At 38.7% G+C, this 20,670-nt stretch carries 11 protein-coding genes; all 11 read right to left on the bottom strand.

The features are described 5' to 3' along the window. Window positions 1–11: 11 nt before the first annotated feature. Window positions 12–1,541, bottom strand: a complete 1,530-nt coding sequence (gene zwf / locus H6G57_RS25275) for a glucose-6-phosphate dehydrogenase (protein WP_190523691.1) — start codon at window positions 1,539–1,541, stop codon at window positions 12–14. 293 nt (window positions 1,542–1,834) lie between these two features. Continuing rightward, on the bottom strand, window positions 1,835–2,983 hold the full coding sequence (gene tal, locus H6G57_RS25280; protein ID WP_190523692.1) for a transaldolase: 1,149 nt from the start codon (window positions 2,981–2,983) through the stop codon (window positions 1,835–1,837). A 457-nt stretch (window positions 2,984–3,440) separates the two neighbouring features. Beyond that, window positions 3,441–4,163: a hypothetical protein gene (locus tag H6G57_RS25285; RefSeq protein ID WP_190523693.1), complete on the bottom strand. Its 723-nt coding sequence runs from the start codon at window positions 4,161–4,163 to the stop codon at window positions 3,441–3,443. Between the two features lie 134 nt (window positions 4,164–4,297). Continuing rightward, complete coding sequence (locus H6G57_RS25290; RefSeq protein ID WP_190523695.1) at window positions 4,298–5,869, bottom strand: hypothetical protein; 1,572 nt, start codon at window positions 5,867–5,869, stop codon at window positions 4,298–4,300. Window positions 5,870–5,931: 62 nt separating this feature from the next. Next, window positions 5,932–9,159, bottom strand: coding sequence for a tubulin-like doman-containing protein (locus H6G57_RS25295; protein ID WP_190523696.1), 3,228 nt, complete (start codon window positions 9,157–9,159; stop codon window positions 5,932–5,934). Window positions 9,160–9,180: 21 nt separating this feature from the next. After that, window positions 9,181–10,266: a VWA domain-containing protein gene (locus H6G57_RS25300; protein ID WP_242049089.1), complete on the bottom strand. Its 1,086-nt coding sequence runs from the start codon at window positions 10,264–10,266 to the stop codon at window positions 9,181–9,183. 306 nt (window positions 10,267–10,572) lie between these two features. Further along, window positions 10,573–11,649, bottom strand: coding sequence for a class 1 fructose-bisphosphatase (gene fbp / locus H6G57_RS25305; RefSeq protein WP_190523700.1), 1,077 nt, complete (start codon window positions 11,647–11,649; stop codon window positions 10,573–10,575). Window positions 11,650–11,750: 101 nt separating this feature from the next. Next, complete coding sequence (locus tag H6G57_RS25310) at window positions 11,751–12,872, bottom strand: fatty acid desaturase (protein WP_199314454.1); 1,122 nt, start codon at window positions 12,870–12,872, stop codon at window positions 11,751–11,753. 50 nt (window positions 12,873–12,922) lie between these two features. Next, the gene (locus tag H6G57_RS25315) at window positions 12,923–13,285 is read right to left on the bottom strand and encodes a rhodanese-like domain-containing protein (protein WP_190523703.1); all 363 of its coding nucleotides are present in this window, start codon (window positions 13,283–13,285) and stop codon (window positions 12,923–12,925) included. A gap of 110 nt (window positions 13,286–13,395) precedes the next feature. Next, window positions 13,396–17,721: a hypothetical protein gene (locus tag H6G57_RS25320; protein ID WP_190523705.1), complete on the bottom strand. Its 4,326-nt coding sequence runs from the start codon at window positions 17,719–17,721 to the stop codon at window positions 13,396–13,398. Between the two features lie 502 nt (window positions 17,722–18,223). Then, window positions 18,224–20,670 (bottom strand): calcium-binding protein (locus tag H6G57_RS25325; protein ID WP_304608948.1); only part of this gene is annotated, 2,447 nt, incomplete at its 5' end.

Consider the following 20,670-nt stretch of genomic DNA (forward strand, 5'->3'; position numbering starts at 1 on the left):
CTGATCACTGATTACAATCGACGCCAACGACGACCATCTCGGTTTAGGAGAAGTTCTGATTCTACAGGGCCCCAAGTGCCTGCTTCATAGAGGGGAATGGACTCAGCCGGAGCCGGAGCATCCCAGACTTCTAGGACAGGGGTGAGCACTTGCCAAGAGGCTTCGACTTCATCACCCCTAGTAAATAGGGTTTGATCGGCTAACATACAGTCAATCAATAAACGGGCATAGGCATCGGTATTCGGTTTACCAAAGGCGGTATCATAGCGAAAATCCATATCAACGGAACGAGTTCGCAGGGAGTTTCCAGGGGTTTTCACTTCAAAGCGCATGGAAATTCCTTCATTAGGTTGAATTCTCAACACTAAAACATTCGGGTTAGCCTGTTTTGCGGCGGACTGGAACATTAAATAGGGAACTTCTTTAAACTGAATGGCGATTTCTGTAACTTTTTTCGGCATTCGTTTTCCAGTTCGCAGATAGAACGGTACTCCTTTCCAGCGCCAGTTATCAATATAAAATTTTAACGCAGCATAGGTTGGGGTGGTGGAGTCGGGGGCTGCCCCATCTTCTGAGCGATACCCTGGAACCTGTTGGCCGTTCATCCAACCAGGGGTATATTGTCCGCGCACCGCAGAATATTCTAAATAATTAATATCAGCCAGATGGGTCGCTTGAACCACCTTAACTTTCTCGTTGCGAATACTATCCGCATCCAGGGAATTAGGGGGTTCCATTGCGGTTAGGGAAAATAACTGCATCAGGTGGTTTTGCACCATATCCCGCAGCGCCCCTGATGTTTCATAATAGCCCGCCCGTCCTTCTAAACCGACGGTTTCGGCAACGGTAATTTGGACGTGATCAACAAATTGACGGTTCCACAAAGGCTCAAAAATGGCATTGGCAAACCGAAATACCATTAAGTTTTGAACGGTTTCTTTCCCTAGATAATGGTCAATGCGATAGACTTGTTCTTCAGAACAAACTTGACGGACAACCCGGTTGAGCACCTGAGCCGAACCTAAATCTCGACCAAAGGGTTTTTCAATCACTAAACGCTGCTTTTTGGGGTCGGTGAGCATTCCGGCTCCCCCCAATTGTTGAATCGCTTCGGCGAAGAAACGCGGTGCGACAGATAAATAAAAGACTCGGTTGCCTCTGGTGCGGCGAAGTTCATCGAGTTCACTTAAAAAGGCTTTCAGTTTTTGATAACTTTCGGGTTCATCCATATTCCCCGAACAATAAAAAATACCTTGGGAAAAGTCTTCCCACAACGCTTGGGAGTATAAACCGCCGCCAAATTCTTCAATTCCTTCACGCAAATGTTCGCGGAAAAAGTCGTGGCTCCACTCCCGACGAGCTACCCCAACAATAGTTAATTCGGGGGGTAATTTGCGCTCTAATTTCATTTGATAGAGGGCAGGAACTAATTTTCGTTGGGTTAAATCTCCCGATGCACCAAAAATCACTAAAATCTGGGGTTCGGGAATTCGATCTTGTTGCAGTCCTACCCGCAGGGGATTTTCAATAAGTGTAACCATTGAGATTCCTTTTGCGATCAATCAATTAATAATCTTTATTCAGGACTAATCAGGATTAGGGATCATAGATTTGACCACAGAGAGCCTCTAATAGCAGTTTCCCGATTGATAGGGTTTGGCTTGGATTATAAATAATTTTTACAGATGATTGTCTTTTTCCCTTTAAAACTTTTGTTTAATTTAAGATTAGCTCCCTGAAAATGGAGAAGGACAACCCCCAAGAAACCTAGTTTTTGGCATCTTGTGGGATTGTCCTTTTTTATAGAAATCCTAACACAACTGATTGTGAGAATTTATCGGGCGACGGTCGCCAGTCGTTCTACTTTGTCTTGGAGAGAAGCCATCAAGGAATTAAAGGGTTGAATAAATTTATCAATCCCATCCGTTAGTAAGTCTTCCATGACTTGCTCTAAATTAATCTCAATATCGGGATCTTTGAGATTTTCAATCAAATGATAGGCATTGTCAACATTTGTTGTTACCCGGTTCGCCACATCACAATGATCAATACAAGCCTCAATAGTAGAGGGAGGTAAGGTATTAACGGTATCTGACCCGATTAATTCATCCACATACATAACATCGGGATAATTCGGATTTTTTGTACTGGTACTTGCCCACAGTAACCGTTGAACTTTTGCTCCTTTTTCTGCTAAGGCTTGCCAGCGATCAGTTTTAATGATTTTAAGATATTCTTGATACGCTATTTTAGCATTAGCGATCGCAACTTTTCCTTTAACCGCTTCTAATTTAGCCTTAACGTTGATATCGTTAATATTTCTAAGTTTGGCATCAATCATTTCATCAATTTTACTATCAATGCGACTTAAAAAGAAACTGGCAACGGAAGCAATTTTACTAATATCTTGACCTTGGGCGACACGGGCTTCTAATCCTTCAATATAAGCCCAAGCCGTATTAATATAGCTATCAACGGAAAATAACAAGGTAACATTGACATTAATTCCCTCACTAATCACCTGTTTAACCGCAGGTAAACCCGCCGCCGTCCCCGGAATTTTAATCATTAAATTTTCCCGTTCTATCGTTTTAGCATAGCGTCGGGCTTCCGTAATCGTTTTTTCTGTATCTAAGGCAATATTAGGGGGAACTTCAATACTAATAAACCCATCTAATCCTTGACTTTGTTCATACACCGGTTTAAAAATATCACAAGCTTTGCGAATATCATCAAAAATCAAGGATTCATAAATTTCTAATACCGATTTTCCGGCTTTAATGCCTTTTTCGATATCAGCATCATAAATGGCATTACCTTTAATCGCTTTTTCAAAAATAGCCGGATTTGAAGTTAAGCCTTGAATTCCTTGTTCTTCAATCATCCGTTTTAATTCCCCAGATTCTATTAAATCTCGGTTTAAATTATCCATCCAAATACTTTGACCGAGAGCTTCAATTTCTAAAAGGTGATTAACAGTCATAATAAAGTTCCTATCAGGGTGATCAACATCGATACCATCTCTATTTTAGGGCTGCAATATTAAAGTTAATAACCTCCCTTGGGGAGAGTTTTCTACTGATACCACCGACCTGATAAGTTCTATCTAAGTAAAAACGGCTTCCTCAATTACCCCCTAGCCACCACAATAATAAACACAAACAACGCAATCAATAAAAACCATAAAATTCCATTATTATCAACAGTTTCCTGTTTTTCCAATCTAAACACACAACCATTTTTTAAACAAACGGCTTGGTTTTCGGACGTTTTTCTGAACCCGTATAAAATTGTTAATGATTAAGTATTTCTGTAGGGGTGAGGCGCGCCTCACCCTTACCTTGGTTCAACGTTTTATCCGTTATTCTTGACTGATATCATTATCTTTAATAACTTATTCTAGCATAACTTAACGAATATAGGACATTAATTCTTTCTTATTAATCTTGTTCAACTCCTGGGGGAGTAAAGCGAATTTCGATGCGTCTTCTTGTTTCATCAGAAGTACGATTTTGCGACGAATATTGTCCTGAAGGCAAAAATAATTGTGCGGCTGAATAAGCTCTAAATTTTAACCCCTTTAAACGACCTTTTTCTTGAATAGCTTGGAGTTTTTTAACAACTGCTAAAGAACGCATTAATCCTAAATCAGCATTAGAACCTGGTTTGAGATTTTTAACAGGTTGGTTCCCCTGTGCAACTTGTTCTAAGATTTGATCTAAATTACTAGCGGGATTAAACGTTTCTTGACCATCAGTATGTCCAATTACATCCACCACATAACCTTGATAAACTTTAGAAAATTCCTCTAATTTTTCCACCACATTCCCTTCAATAAAAATTCGCAACCCTTCAGGTAAATCCGCTTTACCTGTCTCAAATTTTAAAGATCGCCCCTGAGCATCTCGATCAGAATCTTTAATCACAATAACTGGTGGAGCTTTTAATCGTTCAATTTCGTTTTTTAATGAACCAACTGTTATTGTTAAGTCTTTAATTTTCTGATCTTTCTCTTTTGAGTTAGAGGTTAATAACGATGATTTAACAATCGCTAACAATAAAAACAAGCTCATAATTAAAAAAGCATTAGACATTAAATCTGTAAATGCTTGCCAAACATTCAAATCTTCCGATGAATTTTGAAGTTGAGTCGGACGACGCATAATTTTAAACCTTTAATAATAATAATTAAAAAACTTACCAACTTGTACCCTAGAAACTGGGTAACTAATATAAAAACCTGAACTCAGGATCAATCTCCTGATCTAGCCGAGAATCTCCAGCATCAGTCCTAAATTTATTTACTTTCCCAAAATTTGGGTTTATTATTCTTAATTCCCGGATTACCGCTTTGTTCTTTTAAGAGTTTAAGTACCTGCGATAAATCGGATTTCATCTCAATAATATACTTCATATTAGGTTTAATTGCTGATTCCAATTTATCCGCTAAAACTTGTGAATAGGACTGACTACTATTTGATTGTTCTTTAATAAGCTTATTCATCATTTTACTTAAAGATTCTAGTTCAAAATTCACTGTATTTGTATAAGTATTCAGGGTTTTAACTAAGGTTTCTAATTGTTTACCAATGTCTTCTAAATGATTAGATTTATCAATCACTTGGTTTTGGATATTCTCTAACGTTTGAGAACTTAACTCCAAGCTTTTTCCTCCTTGTTGCAGTTGAGGAATAATTTCAACTAGGGATTGTTGATTGGTTTGATTTAACTCTAAAACCTGTAATGAACTTTGATTGAGTTCACTTAATTTTGTTTCCGTTTTCACTAACTGTTCCGTAAAGGTTTGAAGTTGAGTTAATATCGTTTCCAAAGATTGAACCGTTTGAAATAAACCGAATGCTGAGTCAGAAAAATTCTTTTGATTCTCTCCAAAATCAGTGGCAATTATTGATAATTGTTTAGGAAATTCACTTTGTTCAAAACCTTGAGCAACTTGTTCTAATTTCTCAGCCGTTGTTTTACTAACTTGTACGGCATTTGTAAAACCTTCTGTTGCGATCTGAAACTCTCTAGCTCCCCTTTCCAACGTTCCAGTAGCATTGGATAATTGACTATAGACTTTTAGAGCTAATTCACTCGCTTCTACATTCGCTTTTGTAATTTGATGAATATTATCTCTCATTGCAGATTCCACCGCCTCTCTAACAGTAATACCAAATCGATCTAAAAAATCCTTAAATTCACTCGACATTCCTTTAACAACTTTATCCAGTCGAGTTTGACCATTTAAGGATGAATAATAAATATTATCGAGGTAATGTTCTAAAGAAACCGTTAAACGATATTTCGCTAGGCTCGTATTCCATAAAAAGTTTAAAACAGTTAATAATGCACTAAAAAATAACCCAGCTAAACTGGTAATAAAAGCGATCGCCATTCCTTCTAGGGGTTCTTTTAATTCCTCTACTAATTGACTAACATCCGTTGCTTGACTTTGACTAATAGTTTGACTCAAAGAGCCCAAATTGACCGTAATTCCAATAAAGGTTCCAATTAATCCAAAAGCTAGGAGTAAATTCGGAAAAATTCGACAAAAATATTCAATTTGTTCGCAGGATAGCCCTAAAACCTGTTCTTGGCTGTAGGCTTGATCAATCAAAGCCGCCGTGTTCACTTGTTCTAAATTTTGGCTGGATTCTGCAAAACTCTGTTCTAAAACTTGTACAATCGCAGGCGGGAGTTCAAGCTCCCGTTTATTGATAATCTGATAAATTTTATTCGCTTGAGTGGTTAAATGTTGATAAAGATTCCAGCGATAATAGAGGGTAATGATCGAGGGAATAAACACAAATATCCCGATCAAAATGATTAACAAAGGCGGTAAAGGAGGAAAAGAAGGAAACAACATAAAATATCCTCAAGATTGAACATGAGCTTAGATTCAAATCAATGTAACTAAATTAAAATGAGTTAACAACCATATTTCCGTAGAATTTCTTCTTTCTCAAATTCATATCCTTTTTGAGTAATGAGCCCCTGATCTAATTTTTGTTTTAGCTGCCTTAATTTTGCCTCTAAACTGTCATCACTTTGGTTAAAATCTCTGGAATTTTTTCCACGCTTTACTAAAGAGGCAGAATCGTCATTAACCGATGTTGGTAAACTTGCAGTCTTAGTTAGACTTTCCTGAATTTTTCGACGAAAACGATTAATAACTCCTTCCTGTCCTAAATTATTAATTGTACCCGGAGTCCCCACAACCGTTGATTTATAAAGATAATTAGGATTAGATTCAGGTAAATTATCCACATAATCCACAAATTGCTGTAATCTGGGTAAATATTGACTTTTCCAGAGATCAGGATTTTGACGAATCTGATTAATTTCCTCCTCTAATAACTCGTTTAACGTTTTCGTCATTTCTCGGTGATTCGCCAGTTCTTCTAACGCTTGATTCCAAATTGGGTTCAGTTCTGCTGTATAATAATAGTCTCGTAAATTATCGTAATATTGAAACTCTAAGCCTTGAGTTTTAGGATTTTTAACAATTAACTGAAATGCTAAACAAGGATAGAAAACATCTTCCAATTCTTCCATGAGTCTAGCATCTGGGGGGATAATATCAGTAAAGGGGATTTGATAATCAGAATGACAAGTTGAGCCATCTTTATTTTGTTCTCGGATATAATGATTTCTGATTTCTTCTAAACCATTAATCAATCGTAAAGGAAAGCCACCATATTCCCTGACAATTAAAATTTGATCTTCAGCTTGAGTCGGTTTTAAAGCCGTTGGGTCGATTCCTAAATCACGAGTCAGAGTCATTTTAAACTGATTTACTTCTACCTCATCGGTATCTTTAAATCCAATAAATTCTTTTCGTTTATCCGAAAGATTAGAAAAATAAGGATCACTGACATTTAAACGTAATAAAGGTTCTGCCTGCTCAATAATTTGTCCTAAACGGGTAGGACGAATTGACCCAGAATAATTTTGAATAAAACGTTTAATCACAGATTTAACAATTTGGTTACTCCGAGAACCAAATTCACCATCTATTTTTTGATCAATTTCTGTTTTTAGTTGCTCTCCGGTGGTACGATTAATCAAATAACAAATCGATTCTCCTACCCCAGATGCCTCTGTAATATCTTTACTCACTAACACCAATGCAGAGCGAAACTCTAAATCTGGTAATAAGGTTTGATAACATTCTTCAATATCTTCTGGAGCAAAAATAGCGTCTCCACTCATTTCATTAAAATTAGAATTGATCAGATCATTTTGTTCTTTCTCATAATTCGTTTTTAAATTCTCGATCATCCGGCTAAAGGTGGCAACTTCAGTCGAACAATCTCTAACATACTTTTGCAAATCATTGACGATTTTTAAGGTTTCTTGAGTCACTGCTAATTTGAAATTATGCTGAATTAACTGAATAATACTTTGAACAGCGTTTCTCGCTAATCTCTGAATATCCGCATTTTTACGATTCAGTATGGGGAGTTCAATTCTTTGCTCTATCTCATCCATGTTCTGTTCTAAATCTCGCCATTTTTTCTCTAAGTCTTCAATTTTTTTCATTCCTCCCCCTTGACTAATTTCTTCCTCTAACTGACGTTGATAGCTGTTTAATTCTGTTTGCATCGCCTCTAACCAATCTCGAACACTTTTAGTCGAAAATTTGGGATTACTTGGGGTCATTAATTCCGCAATAAATTCATTAATATGATCTTTCAATTGTTGAGCGATGCTCGGTTGTACCTGCATTAACCGGGTTAACCAAATTCCTCTTGTTGTTTCTGTTTCCCCAGGCTGAACTTTTCTGAACTGTTCTCGAAATTCTCGTGATAAGTTATTTTTTAAACTGATCCGATCTTCACTATTTTTACACTCATTAATTTTTTGAATTAATTTCTCTCTAAATTTAGTTAAGGTCGTAGAAAAGTCTTTGCTCCCTTCTTGAACGCCTCCAGCGAGTCGTTCTTTAAACCCGTCCCGTTGGATTAAATCACTATACCAATTATATTTAATCAAAAATTGTTCAATAATTAATTGAGGGTCGGGACTTTGACCTTCTCCATTTAACCAAAAATTAACCAATTTTAAACTAATCCGATTTAAGGCAATTTTTACAATAATTTCACGAGGAAAATAAATTGCAGCCAAGCCAAAGGTTAAATATCCTTGGGTATTAGGACGGGGATGATTATCCGATTGAATTAAATGGGTGAGTAAATTATCCCGCATTCCTTTAGCAACGGGGGCTAATTCTCCGATAAAATCTAAGGCGATTTTATGAGCAATCACATTACATAATTTTTGTTGTTCTAAGATTGTATATTCACCGTTCGTTTCATTAGAAATTAAATAAGTATAATCAAATGGGGCGCGAGGTTCCTGAACAATTACCAAATTTTGCATATCATAACAAGCTTCAAATCGAGTCCCCGTACTGCTATAATAATTGAGTTCTTTTAAGGCTGCATAAGTATTGGCATTCATATAGGACGCATTACTATATAACTGTGGACTTACCACTAAATATCCGAGTAATTGCGTGCCTTTATCTCCATAGGATTTCCTTAAACTATAAGCAACATCTAAAAACATTCCGCTTCCCGTACCACCACAGAGGGAACCAATCACAAAAATATTTAATCCGGGTTCAAGTTTTAATCCGGCTTGCAGTAAAGAGGCTTCATGACCCATTGTCCGTTTTGCTGCGGTTTCAATGACAGTTTTGATCTTTTGGTAATTATGAAAAAATGCTAATCTTCCCACAGGTCGAATGCCTTTGGCGCCTTCTTCAACGGCTCTAATATTACGAAGTAATTGAGGCGGAAACCAGCGAGAAATATGATCAAACGGCCCAGAACGATTGGATTGAGAACGCTGTTCTACACCTCGCACAAAATTCGTCACTTCTGCGGCGGTTAAAATGGCATTTACTTTTTCAGAATCTTGAAAACTTAAATCAACACCCCGATAGGTATTACCTGTTTTTAAACTGGCGGACTGAGTGGCGGTTTTATCCGTGTCAATATGAACAAAACTAACAATCGGCAGTTCGGTTAAATCCCCGTATTTTTCTACAATTAACCGCCGAATCCGCATTAAAACATCTCGTCCTGTTCCTCCTAATCCGATACAAATCGTGCGTTGAACTCCTTGTAGTTGATAATCATTCGCTTGCATGATGAATCCCTTTTGGTTAGTTTATTTTTGAATTTTAATGGTTATTCTGTAGTTTTTGGGAGGTTTAGGATTAGGGCAATTAAAATTTATCCTACTCCTAGTTATTTGGATTTTTTTATCGACACTTTTGTCTTGATATTCAATCCGGCTATTGTTCGTTGGTTCTAAATAAAGTTTTTCTCCTTTTCTAACTAAATAAGCCCGAACTTCTGCTCCGGGTACATCAATGGTATCCTGACAACCGGATTCATATTCACCAATGGCAATTCTTTGATGATTACCAAGAGAGCAGGTTTGATCTGCTGCATTATCATCATCGTCAAAATTAACCATCAGTTTCCATTTTTTATTCAGGCGGTAAATTTTAATTCCTATGCCTACACTAGCAAGAATTAAAATTCCTAAAATTAATCCGGGTAGCCATAACTGTTTCCATAAATAAGGAGAAACTAAACAAGTTTCTTTCTGTCCTGGGGTAGGAGTACAGAACTCTTGAACATTCGGGGGAATATCAACAATCGTTAGGTTATATTGTCGCTGTTCTTGAGTTTTAATCGGAAGCGATCGCTGATTTAAGGGTAATTGATTTAACCACTCTTGGCGCTGTTGTGTTTCTGGAGAAGTTGCAACTCGAAAAGGACTTTCTGCTGGGGTTTCCGTCCATTCTTCAGAGGTAGCAGGGGATTTTGTAAATAACGGTGCATCGGTAATCCAAACAACGGATTGTGGTTTAATCGGTTGATTCTGGGTTAAACGACATTGATTGAGATCGGCTAAACCTTGATAAATCGTTAACTCAGCTTGTTGAATATCGGTATTTTGTAATCTCAGGTCAGGCTGAAAGGGAATTAATTGTAAAATCTTTTCTACATCGGCTTTCCCTTTAAACTGAATTGCAGTTTCTAAAGTTAAAGGGTTGATCTCAGGTGTTGAAGGGTTAGTTTTTGTAGCAAAAGGCACAACATAAACGGTGTCTCCTGATTTTAAGCTATCTTCAACAATTTGACGTAAACGCAAATGACCTTCATCATTCAAACCGACGCTTTCCGTTAGGTCAATCGCCAGTACCACATCCCGTCCGCCATGTAGACGAGTGACTGATTCCAAACCGATTTTCTGGAAAGGCGTCAACGGTTGACCTGGTGCGACTGGGGTACAAATCTCACTCAAGATAGTTTACTTAGAAACTTATACAGTTCCTTATCATATCGTAAAACCAGGTGATCCAGAAGGGGTTGGGGTGAAACTTTTTTACCTGTTTATAGGACAAGGGTAGCCAACTTCCTCACCTTCCCCTCCACTGTATCAACGTCAACTCTTTACTACCCATCCCTCCCCTGTAGAGACGTTGCATGCAACGTCTCTACAGGGGGTTTAGGGAATAATCTGTAGTATCTTGCTGAAATACACTATTTATTCCAGACCGCCTTCTTGTTCCCGACGTTTGCGATCTTGAATAAACGATTCAACTAAGGCAACATCCTCTTTACTTCCAATAATTAAAGGAGTGCGTTGATGCAATTTTTCAGGAACAACATCTAAAATTTCTTGGGTTCCCGTTGAAGCTCGTCCTCCCGCTTGTTCCATTAAAAATGCCATCGGTGCAGACTCATATAATAACCGTAATTTTCCCTCTGGTTTCTTAACCGTCCCCGGATATAAAAACACACCCCCTTGATATAAAATCCGGTGAACATCTCCCACTAAAGCACCACTATAACGGGCCGTATATCCTTCATGGCGATGCACATAACGAATATAATCCCGAATGGATTCATCCCATTGCCAAAAATTCCCTTCATTAACACTATAAATCGGCCCGTGCTGGGGAATTGAAATGTTTTCTTTGGCTAAAATAAACTCGCCTAAACTGGGGTCAAGAATGAAGGAATGAACCCCCGTTCCAATGGAATAAACTAACATTGTACTAGGGCCATAAAGAATATATCCAGCCCCGATTTGTTTATGTCCATTTTGCAATAAATCCGTCGCCGCGCCATCTTCATCATTGCCTTCTTGTTGACGAATGGCAAAAATTGACCCGACATTTAAGTTAGTATCTAAATTTGATGAACCATCTAAAGGATCATAAAGCAAGGTATAGCGTCCGATGGGACAGTTTTCGGGAATATAAAAAGGGTTTTCCATCTCTTCTGATGCCAAACGACAGACTAAACCGCTTTGTTTGAACACCGAAATAAAGACGGAGTTGGCATAAACATCCATCTTTTGAACGGACTCTCCTTGAACGTTCACCACCCCTGTAAACCCTAACGCATCATCCACTAAACCCGCCTGGGATAACCTGCGAGCGATGAGTTTTCCCGCCAGTCCGATGCGATTCATTAAAGCACTAATATCTTGAGCATCGGGGGAAAAGCTATGCAATTGTTGAAGAACATGACGAGATAGGGTAGTGCAGTCCCGATCTAAATAATATCCTTGATCAATCGCATCTGAAAAATTAGACCCAACGGATGCTATTACCATAATTGATCGGCTCCTACTTTCCGGTAATTCCTATCTTAACGAAGCCGTTCCAGGGTGTACCAAATCTGAGCAAATTTGGGGGAATTAGCTCTAAAACCGAGTTAGTGAACGCCAATCTCTACCCCTTTAGGCTGGGAAGCCTCACGAAAGGATGAGATCGAAACAAGACGATTTGAAGCAGAATCCCAGAGGATAAACTTAAAACAATCTGAAATATCGGCGATTCGCAGGGTTTTTACAGTCGTGAGTAGGTGTTGATTGTGATGATGGCAGGCTTCAAGATTATAATTAGGAATTCTTTCACAAAGATGATGAATATTATGATAGCCAATATCGGCGGAAAACCATTTTAAAAGGGGCGGTAATTCTAGGTAACTACTGCCCTCAATGGCTCCTCGAAGATAATCCCAACCTTCGGTTTTATGGGCATAGGAACCTTCAAAGTTATGTTGTACAAAAAACACACAAATAAACAGTGCTGCTGAACAGGTGAGAGTAATAGAATAAACACTCCAGAAGAAACCAACCCCTAAAAAATAACTCAGAAAAATCCAGCTACCCACAACACAAATATTATTGAAAAGTAAATCCCAAAACTCACCCGTTGTATACCAAGTTTTGGATTTATAAGAAGAGAAACACCCGATTAAAGTAATCTCTGGATATTGCTTTAAGTAATTGAGTAGATGACCCCAAAACCCATAAATTCCGGTGATTAAAGCCAGTCTGGGCTTAATAGCTAGATAGAAAAAACCACCGGGAAAAATCATCAAGGGGTGTCTGAGAAATTCATACCACCATTGACCCGATGGACTCAGTTTGGCAAATTCCTCCGTCGAAATTAAAGCAGATGGCCCCCGATAGCGCTCCCAATCTCCGTTCGTTTTGTGATGATAGGCGTGTCCTCTTGACCAAGGGTATTGAGGAATGGCGTTAATCACACCAAACATAAAACCAACAACCCGATTAACCTTTTTTGAACTAAAGAGAGAATAGTGTCCGCAATCGTGCATTAAAGAAAAACAACGCACTGAAAACAGCACCATTAAAACCATAATGGGCGGAAGCAACCAAAAGGAAATAGAAGCCGCTTTAACGGCTAAAATCCATAAAAGGAAATAAGGAACAACGGTATTGAAAATTTGATAAGTTGCCCGTAAATTGTTACTTTTGATGTAGGGAGATAGGACAAAATCAGACTTTTTAATCGGGTTTCCTATCATTATAAATTCACCGAATCCAGAAGAATAAAACAGTTGTTGATCATGAATATTTAATATCGAGGAACTTGGGAGTTAACGTAAATTGAATAAGCATCAATACCCCCAGTAATATTTTTTACCTGGGTGAAGCCCTGGCGAATCAGCCATTGGCACATTTGAGCCGATCTCACACCATGATGACACAAAACCAAGGTTTCTTGGGTGGCATCAAGCTCGACCAAAATTTGCTCCGACCATTGGCTATATTTGCTGAGGGGATAATTCATAAACCCTTCAAGTTTTGCCATCTCAATTTCTTCAGGTTCGCGCACATCAATTAACTGAAGTTGAGTTTGAGGAAGAGTTTGCAGTAACTCGTCTAATTCCTTAACGTTAATTTCGGGAATCGGTTGAACAAAAAATTGTGCTGACATAGGATAATTTAGTATTAGCTTTACTCGGGTTAATTAGAAGTCAAAAACTGGTTAGTCATGAATATATATAGCCTTCTTGATTAGAATTGTCTAGGATTCAATTTTATTCCCTACAGGGAAATAATACTAGAGATACCCCGAATATGCAACTCAACCCTGGGTTTTTCATCTCGATAGAAAACAACGCCTCGATAATCCCCTGTGGTACTATTAAAGGACAGTTGATGACCATCGGCGACTTCTAACATTAATTCTCCAATTCTAACTTTCCCCTGTTTACCATCAACATCAATTTGTAAAGCTTTGGAACTATAAATATCGGTCAAGAGTACCCATAAACTATTATTTCGTTTAGCGCGTTTTACTTGAATATGACCAATTTGGAAACTAAATCCATCGGCTTCTGGCCCCAAAAGACGGATTTTTGTACCGGGGGGTAAACCTTGAATTTCATTCTCCGGTAAACTATCAGAACGATGTTGGCTATCGCCGGGATGAAGTTGTAAAAGTTCAGGACGGTCTAACAAATCTAAGCGCGGAGTGTCAATATTTAAGGTGGCGGGATTGATTTTCCAATCATTAGATTTCCGCATAATATCTTGGTGAATTTCTTCCGCCCGGATGGGTTCAGCGACTAAGGCATAATCTTTTTGTTTGAGTTTAGTGGCTAACCATCGTTCTCTCGCAAAGTCTTGTAAAGCCAGTTCATTAGAGTTAATAAATCGTTCATAAAATTTGAGAGTCGGAACCAATTCCCCAATTTTTTCTAAGGCAATTCCCACTTCAACCATCGTTAATTTTTGTCGCCAGTTGTCACTGGATAAGACTTTTTCAATTAAGCCTAAATAACGACTTCTAAAATCCCGTGCTTGTTCAGGGGTTAAATTAGAACGGGCAATTTGACGCAGCAGTTCAAATCTAAATAGAATAGCTTCCAGTTTACTACATTTTTCAATCGCTGCGATCGCATCAATCCAACGTTTAATTTTAATTAAATAATCAATCCAATCTCGTAGGCGATTTTGTCGTTCTAAAGCCCGTCCAAGACAATCTAAATGTTTCAGCCATTGTTGACTTCCTGACTTTCCTGATTTTTCCCATTCTACAATCATCCGTTCAAAATCTCCCGCTTTTTCTAAATAAGGTAATCCTTCGGGAAATCCTGATAATTCGGCTTGGGCAATATTATATTCTCGTTTTTGAGTGGTGTTACTATCCTGCCAACAGCGCACCGCCCGCCGTAAATTTTTCGCCCGATAATAACAATCTCCAGCTAATTCTAAAACACTGTTATATTTGGCTTCATCTAATCCTTCTAAAACCTCTGCAAACCGTTGCCATTCTTCCGGGTCTAAGATTTTTTCCCGCATTAAAATCCGAATTTGACGGCTATAATCTTGAACAGCCGCTTTCCAAGCTTTGACTAAACGATTTTCTTGGAGAATTTGGTTGCTTAAACTCTCTTCTAAAAATTGGGTAAATTGTCGAATATTCGGCAAGGTTTTTGGGGTTTGTGCCATAAATTCAACTAAAGGCTGTTCTACCTGTTTTTTCTGAGGAAATTGGCGATACCATTCCGCTAAAGCTTGCCAACACATTCCATCCCAAAAACAATCCCACGCCTCTAATTCTTGACTCCTTTTGAGGAATAAACGTCCGGCTTCTCGAAAGCGTTTATCAAATTTTAACGCGAAGGCTTCACAAATATCTGCTTTTTCTAAATAGCCTAATTCTCGATAAAATTGTTTCGCCCGTCGCATGGATGTAGCATCTTTTTGATTACGACCATTTTCTTCAAATTCCTGCGCTTGGGAGGCTCTATTATCCCGTTGTAATTCTTCTAAATTATCCCCCCAACGGACTCCTCCAATATAGGTTTCCCAGTTCTCCCGATTATCAACTTGAGTTAACCAATATTGATCATAATGTAAAGAGGTATCCGGTCGCGTCTCTATCGCAGAATCTGTTTCAACAGTAGCATATTGCCATAAATAGCGATCGCCCATTTCCGTATCAATAATGACTAAATCCGACATTCCCCGACTAGCGGCAACATAAAGCTTATTAAAAAAGTATTCTAATTCTAAAGGATGATTTTCTGTTCCTTGGACATAATCAATTAAGGGCCGTTGATTAAATTCTTTAGCAAATTGATCGCCAAATTTATATAAAATTACTAAGGGAAATTCTAATCCTTTCGCTTGAATGGCACTTAAAATATTCTTGGGGGGATGTTCTTCTGTCGCATCAGGAAATAAAGGCGATAAAAATTCATCTCGTCGAATATAGTCTAATTCCCCTCCTGCTTCACAAGGAACAATAAAAATAGGGGATTTTTCAATATGTTTTTTTAACGCTTCAACGGAAAAATTATGTTGTCCAAAAATAAACTTCTGAGGAATAGGAGACTCCAGATAAGATTGCCAAGATTCTTGGGGTTTTAACTCTTGAATTTTAAATAAAATATGTCTCCAAAGGTGAATTAAATTTGTAACTTTTACAATAGACGGACTTGATCTATAATTAGATTCAAGTTCATAAAAGGTCATGGTTAAATTCAGTTGACGAGTTGGGTCAAGGGCGGCAATGACTTGATCAAAAAAGGTCGCCTTAACACTTTCCCAGCGAAATCCAGTTGGGTTTAAAGTTTGAAAGGGATCTCCCGCAAAGGCAAAGGGTAAACACCAGACCGGGGGATATAAATCACAATGAGAAAAAATAGATAACTGCATAATTAATCGCAGTTCTAAGCTGGTAAAATCTTGAGCTTCATCACAAAAAATAGCAGTATAAAGGGGTAAATGATCTCGACGAACTTCTAAGACTTTTCTAATTAAATCTTGATCATCCCAATAGCCTTCTCTGGTGGTTAATTGATAATACCAAGGCCAAACTTGTTTATAAATGGCTTGATAAATTTCAACGGATAAACTACGTTCCCGTCGAGGCACTTCTTGATAATCATCCGGGGTCATATACCCTTCATGTTGTCCGGTTAGGGTATAACCTTTAATAAACGTTCTAATAATATGCCAACACAGTTCGGGAGAATAACGACTATAGCGACGACCGCATCGTTGTCTAAATTCATGAAAACAAATATATTTATCAGGATCAAATCTATCGCTTTCTTCAGGAGGCAATAAACTTAATAGAAATTGCTGAAAAGATTTAAAACAAACATCAATAGAAGGTTTATTTCCTTGCCCATTAGTTTCTAATAAAAATTTATGGTGACTTTTGAGAAGTTTTTCAACTCCTTCTTTAGCCTTACCTAATAATTGTTCATTATACGTTAAAAATAAAGGATGGGGAACTTGAGTTAATTTTTGACGATATTGTAAATAATATTTTTGATATCGATAACAATAATCAGCAAATAAATAAAATAACATGGTAGATTTTCCACTTCCGGCTCGTCCATTAATAAAAACCGGGAGAGAACTACTTCCTAACTCTGGAGTCGATAATTCATGCAGAATCTTTTCTTCCTCCATTGATAACGCCCAATTAATTCCGAATTCCTGTTCGATTTCTAACCAGATTTCGGAATCTCCTAATAAATAATCAGGATAAGAACGTCGAGTATAACGAGCTAAATCTTCTAACGTTAAGTCTTGAGCTAAAATATTACTCAAATTAGAGTGATTTGAAGATTCTGTTAAATCAGTTTCTCCTGAATTAAAATTAAATAAACGAGTAATTTGACCGACTTCAAGAATATCATTGAAATTAGGATAATGATCAAACGTAGATAGGAGAAATAAAACGCTGCGGTTGGGAATATCTGAAGTGAGAATCCAACTATAGAGAATATAACGATTGTCTTCGGATTTACCCGCAATTTCAATATTAGCAAAATCCGTTTTTGTAATCGTGATTCCGGCTTGATCTTCAACTAAACTATCAACAATATCATAATAAGTTCGCCATTGTAGTTGAGTGTCTCGCTGCTTAAACTGTGCCACCCAAATTTCACTTTCACAAATCACAGCATCCGTTGTATTCTTAATCCAATCTGGCCCTTTTAACCAAATTTGGCGTAAATCTTCCGGCAAACTAGGACGACGGGGAAAGGATTTTTGTTCCTCCCGTTGGGCATTAATACTATTATCTAATTCTTTTTGATCAATTAAGGTATCCAGATAATCTCTTCCATAGTCATCGGGATTTCTCAAAAAGGCCTCATATTCTTTTCCCCCTCTCGGAAAAACGGCCAATAAACATAAAATTGGGTCATTTTTAACCCATAGAATTTTTCCCAGCAAGCGCAAATTCCGTATAGGCCGCTTTAAGTAGGGATAATTCCACTCAAATAGTGCCTGTACTGCTACTGTCCCTTGAGCCTTGAGGGTGACGAGTAATTCTGCCACTTGACTCTGGATGCCCTGCTGTTTCGCTTGTGCGTCGAATGTCGGGGTTGTGTAGATTAACATGACTTCGATTTTGACACAATCTGATAAGTGTCACCATAAAGTCATTGTGCGTTATTTAATGGGAAAATATCAAATCGAGGTGAAGCTTAATCTTCAACCGTTAAGGGTGATCCCGATAATCTCCAGTATTTTAGGACATTATGGACTTGCAAACCTGGAAAAATGCTAAAATTAACAAAAACCCATGTATTATTTTTGAAGCATGAGTGTTTCCTAATCTGGCATTATGTCCCAGGGCTATTTCATGGGTCGGGTCAGAAACCGAGGGTACTAGCCATATTTGCTAACGTATCGCCAGCAAATAATATGAAATCCTGAAAATTATACTACAGATAATCCCCTAAACCCCCTGTAGAGACGTTGCATGCAACGTCTCTACAGGGGGGAATTTGTAGCAAACATTTAGGGATTTCATATTACTATCTCTGTTTGCAACAGCAGTCTTTGCTAAACATTTTGTTTGACAAAGACTGCTATACGGATACTTTTTTGCTAACAGCTATCAAGCGATAAATTCTGAGGAATTAATTAAGGTACTATCAAAACCCAACAGTTTAACAAGTTCCTCTCCCGTATTGGCAAGTTTAATGATTGTATTACCATTAACGGTTGTGATTTGCAACGCTTCAAGAATTAATCCGCCTGTTAACTGAATCTGATCTTCGCCTAGAGTAAAATCATTAATGATATCTACTCCTGTATTCCCTGCAATATAAAAGCGATCGCGTCCTTTACCTCCGATTAAAATATCATTTCCTACATCTCCAAATAGGTGATCATCTCCTTCTCCTCCCTCTAAGAAATCATCTCCTTGTCCACCATAAAGACTATCATCTCCTAAATCTCCAAACAAGTTATCATTGTCTTGATTTCCAAATAGCAAATCATTATCTTTTCCACCATAGAGAAGATCTCCAGCAGCGCCGCCATGTGCTTCATCATCTCCTTGACCTAATGCAATGGTTTGGCCTAGTTTATCTCCAACAACAATATTTTTTCCGGCATCGCCCAAGAGTTGCATTTGCCCCCTTAATAAAGCAACATTAATATTTTGGAGTTGAATAATATAATTAGGCAAATCCGTACTATCAATCAAGCTAATTTGTTGATTTCCGACTCCTGTTTGTTGTGATAAAGCTACATTGGCTTGTATCAGAATGGGCTGACTACTCGGTAAATCCTCTGGCAATTGGGAGAAAGGAGCAACCATAGAGAAATCCCATTGGGTATTGGTATCAAACCGAGTTAAAATTTGTTGAGCCAATTGATTGAGTTCAGAAGATTCAGTTCCTAGCGTTTCTTGAAGATCTGTTTGTAAATTTTGCAAGGTGCGATTATTTCCTGTCAAAGTTGCACCGCCAATCTTTTCAGGGACAGAAACTTCAAAGCTTTCTCGATTGAAATGTTCAAAGATTTCTTGATTGGTCGCGTTGGCGTTAATCGGTTGTTCAGAAATACTCAATTTCTGGGGAACTTCCAGAGGAAATACCATACCCCCATTGGAATTCAATACATAATAATGCTGAGAAAATGTATCGTCTCCTGGATCTAACAGGGGGATAGAATTAAGATTCTCAGATGCAAGGTCATCAACCAAGGATATCACATCATATTGAGGTGCGATTAAAGTTTCTTGATATTCCATGCCCTCACGTGGCTTCGGGAAAGTCAAGAAACGGAGATTGGCACCCTGATAAACAACAACCTCAGTTAACGAAATTAGAGTGTATCTTACTCTGCTAAATTCTCTAGCTCGACGTAAAGGTAAACTGCCAGACCTTCCTAATCGACCTACCAAAGCAAATCTTTCAGCACTTAGTGCGTTCAATACTCGTATAACGCCAGATTGATTTCCTACGTTTGTTATTAGGTCTACAAAGGCGGAATTGTTGAATGCCGAAATATTCAACAAACCACTAAGCTTCATTTTAGATACAAATGCTTCAAGTACCGCCCTGGGATCTCCCTGCAGTGCCAATGTTGCTTGAAACAGTGGTGTTGTCGCTAGTTGTCCTGGGGTAACCCCCAGGTCTTTAGCAATAGGGTTAAGATAGTCAGGGAGATTGTTGTCTGTTTCCTTAATGATGGCCGTCGGGGGAGTGGTATCACCAGAAGGTAATGGTGTTGGGGTACGGGCTAAGGTTGGTGTGGGCGTTGGCGTCGGTTCTAACGTTGGTAAGGGTGTGGGCGTTGGAGCTATTGTCGGCGCTGGGGTACGGGCTAAGGTTGGTGTAGGTGCTGGAGTTGGTTCTAACGTCGGTGTAGGTGTTGGAGTTGGTTCTAACGTCGGTGTAGGCGTTGGAGTCGGTTCTAACGTCGGTGTGGGCGTTGGAGTTGGTTCTAACGTCGGCGCTGGAGTTGGAGTTGGTTCTAACGTCGGCGCTGGAGTTGGAGTTGGTTCTAACGTCGGCGCTGGAGTCGGTGATATTGTCGGTGTAGGCGTTGGAGTCGGTTCTAACGTCGGTGTGGGCGTTGGAGTTGGTTCTAACGTCGGTGTGGGTGTTGGAGTTGGTTCTAACGTCGGTGTGGGTGTTGGAGTTGGTTCTAACGTCGGTGTGGGCGTTGGAGTCGGTTCTAACGTCGGTGTTGGGGTCGGTGATATTGTCGGTGTAGGCGTTGGAGTCGGTTCTAACGTCGGTGTTGGGGTTGGTGTTGGGCTAGGTGTTATCGTCGGTGTGGGTGTTGGGGTTGGTGATATTGTCGGTGTAGGCGTTGGAGTCGGTTCTAACGTCGGTGTGGGCGTTGGGGTCGGTGATATTGTCGGTGTGGGCGTTGGAGTTGGTGATATTGTCGGTGTTGGAGTCGGTGTTGGCGTTATGACCTCAACAGTATAAGTTTCACCTGTATTAAAGGCTGTGGTTAACGAGTTTCCAGCAATATCTTTAATGGTTGGAGTTGCTGAGGTATCGAGTCGTAATGTTCCGTTTCCACTAATATTATTGACGGTAA

It is taken from the genome of Planktothrix sp. FACHB-1365, from assembly GCF_014697575.1.
In the GTDB taxonomy this organism is placed as follows: Bacteria; Cyanobacteriota; Cyanobacteriia; order Cyanobacteriales; family Microcoleaceae; genus Planktothrix.

Excerpts from the sequence above, each read along its gene's own strand:
- H6G57_RS25310 (WP_199314454.1), bottom strand. The coding sequence starts at position 12,872 with ATGATAGGAAACCCGATTAAAAAGTCTGATTTTGTCCTATCTCCCTAC.
- zwf (WP_190523691.1), bottom strand. The coding sequence starts at position 1,541 with ATGGTTACACTTATTGAAAATCCCCTGCGGGTAGGACTGCAACAAGAT.
- fbp (WP_190523700.1), bottom strand. The coding sequence starts at position 11,649 with ATGGTAATAGCATCCGTTGGGTCTAATTTTTCAGATGCGATTGATCAA.
- tal (WP_190523692.1), bottom strand. The coding sequence starts at position 2,983 with ATGACTGTTAATCACCTTTTAGAAATTGAAGCTCTCGGTCAAAGTATT.
- H6G57_RS25290 (WP_190523695.1), bottom strand. The coding sequence starts at position 5,869 with ATGTTGTTTCCTTCTTTTCCTCCTTTACCGCCTTTGTTAATCATTTTG.
- H6G57_RS25295 (WP_190523696.1), bottom strand. The coding sequence starts at position 9,159 with ATGCAAGCGAATGATTATCAACTACAAGGAGTTCAACGCACGATTTGT.
- H6G57_RS25315 (WP_190523703.1), bottom strand. The coding sequence starts at position 13,285 with ATGTCAGCACAATTTTTTGTTCAACCGATTCCCGAAATTAACGTTAAG.
- H6G57_RS25285 (WP_190523693.1), bottom strand. The coding sequence starts at position 4,163 with ATGCGTCGTCCGACTCAACTTCAAAATTCATCGGAAGATTTGAATGTT.
- H6G57_RS25320 (WP_190523705.1), bottom strand. The coding sequence starts at position 17,721 with ATGTTAATCTACACAACCCCGACATTCGACGCACAAGCGAAACAGCAG.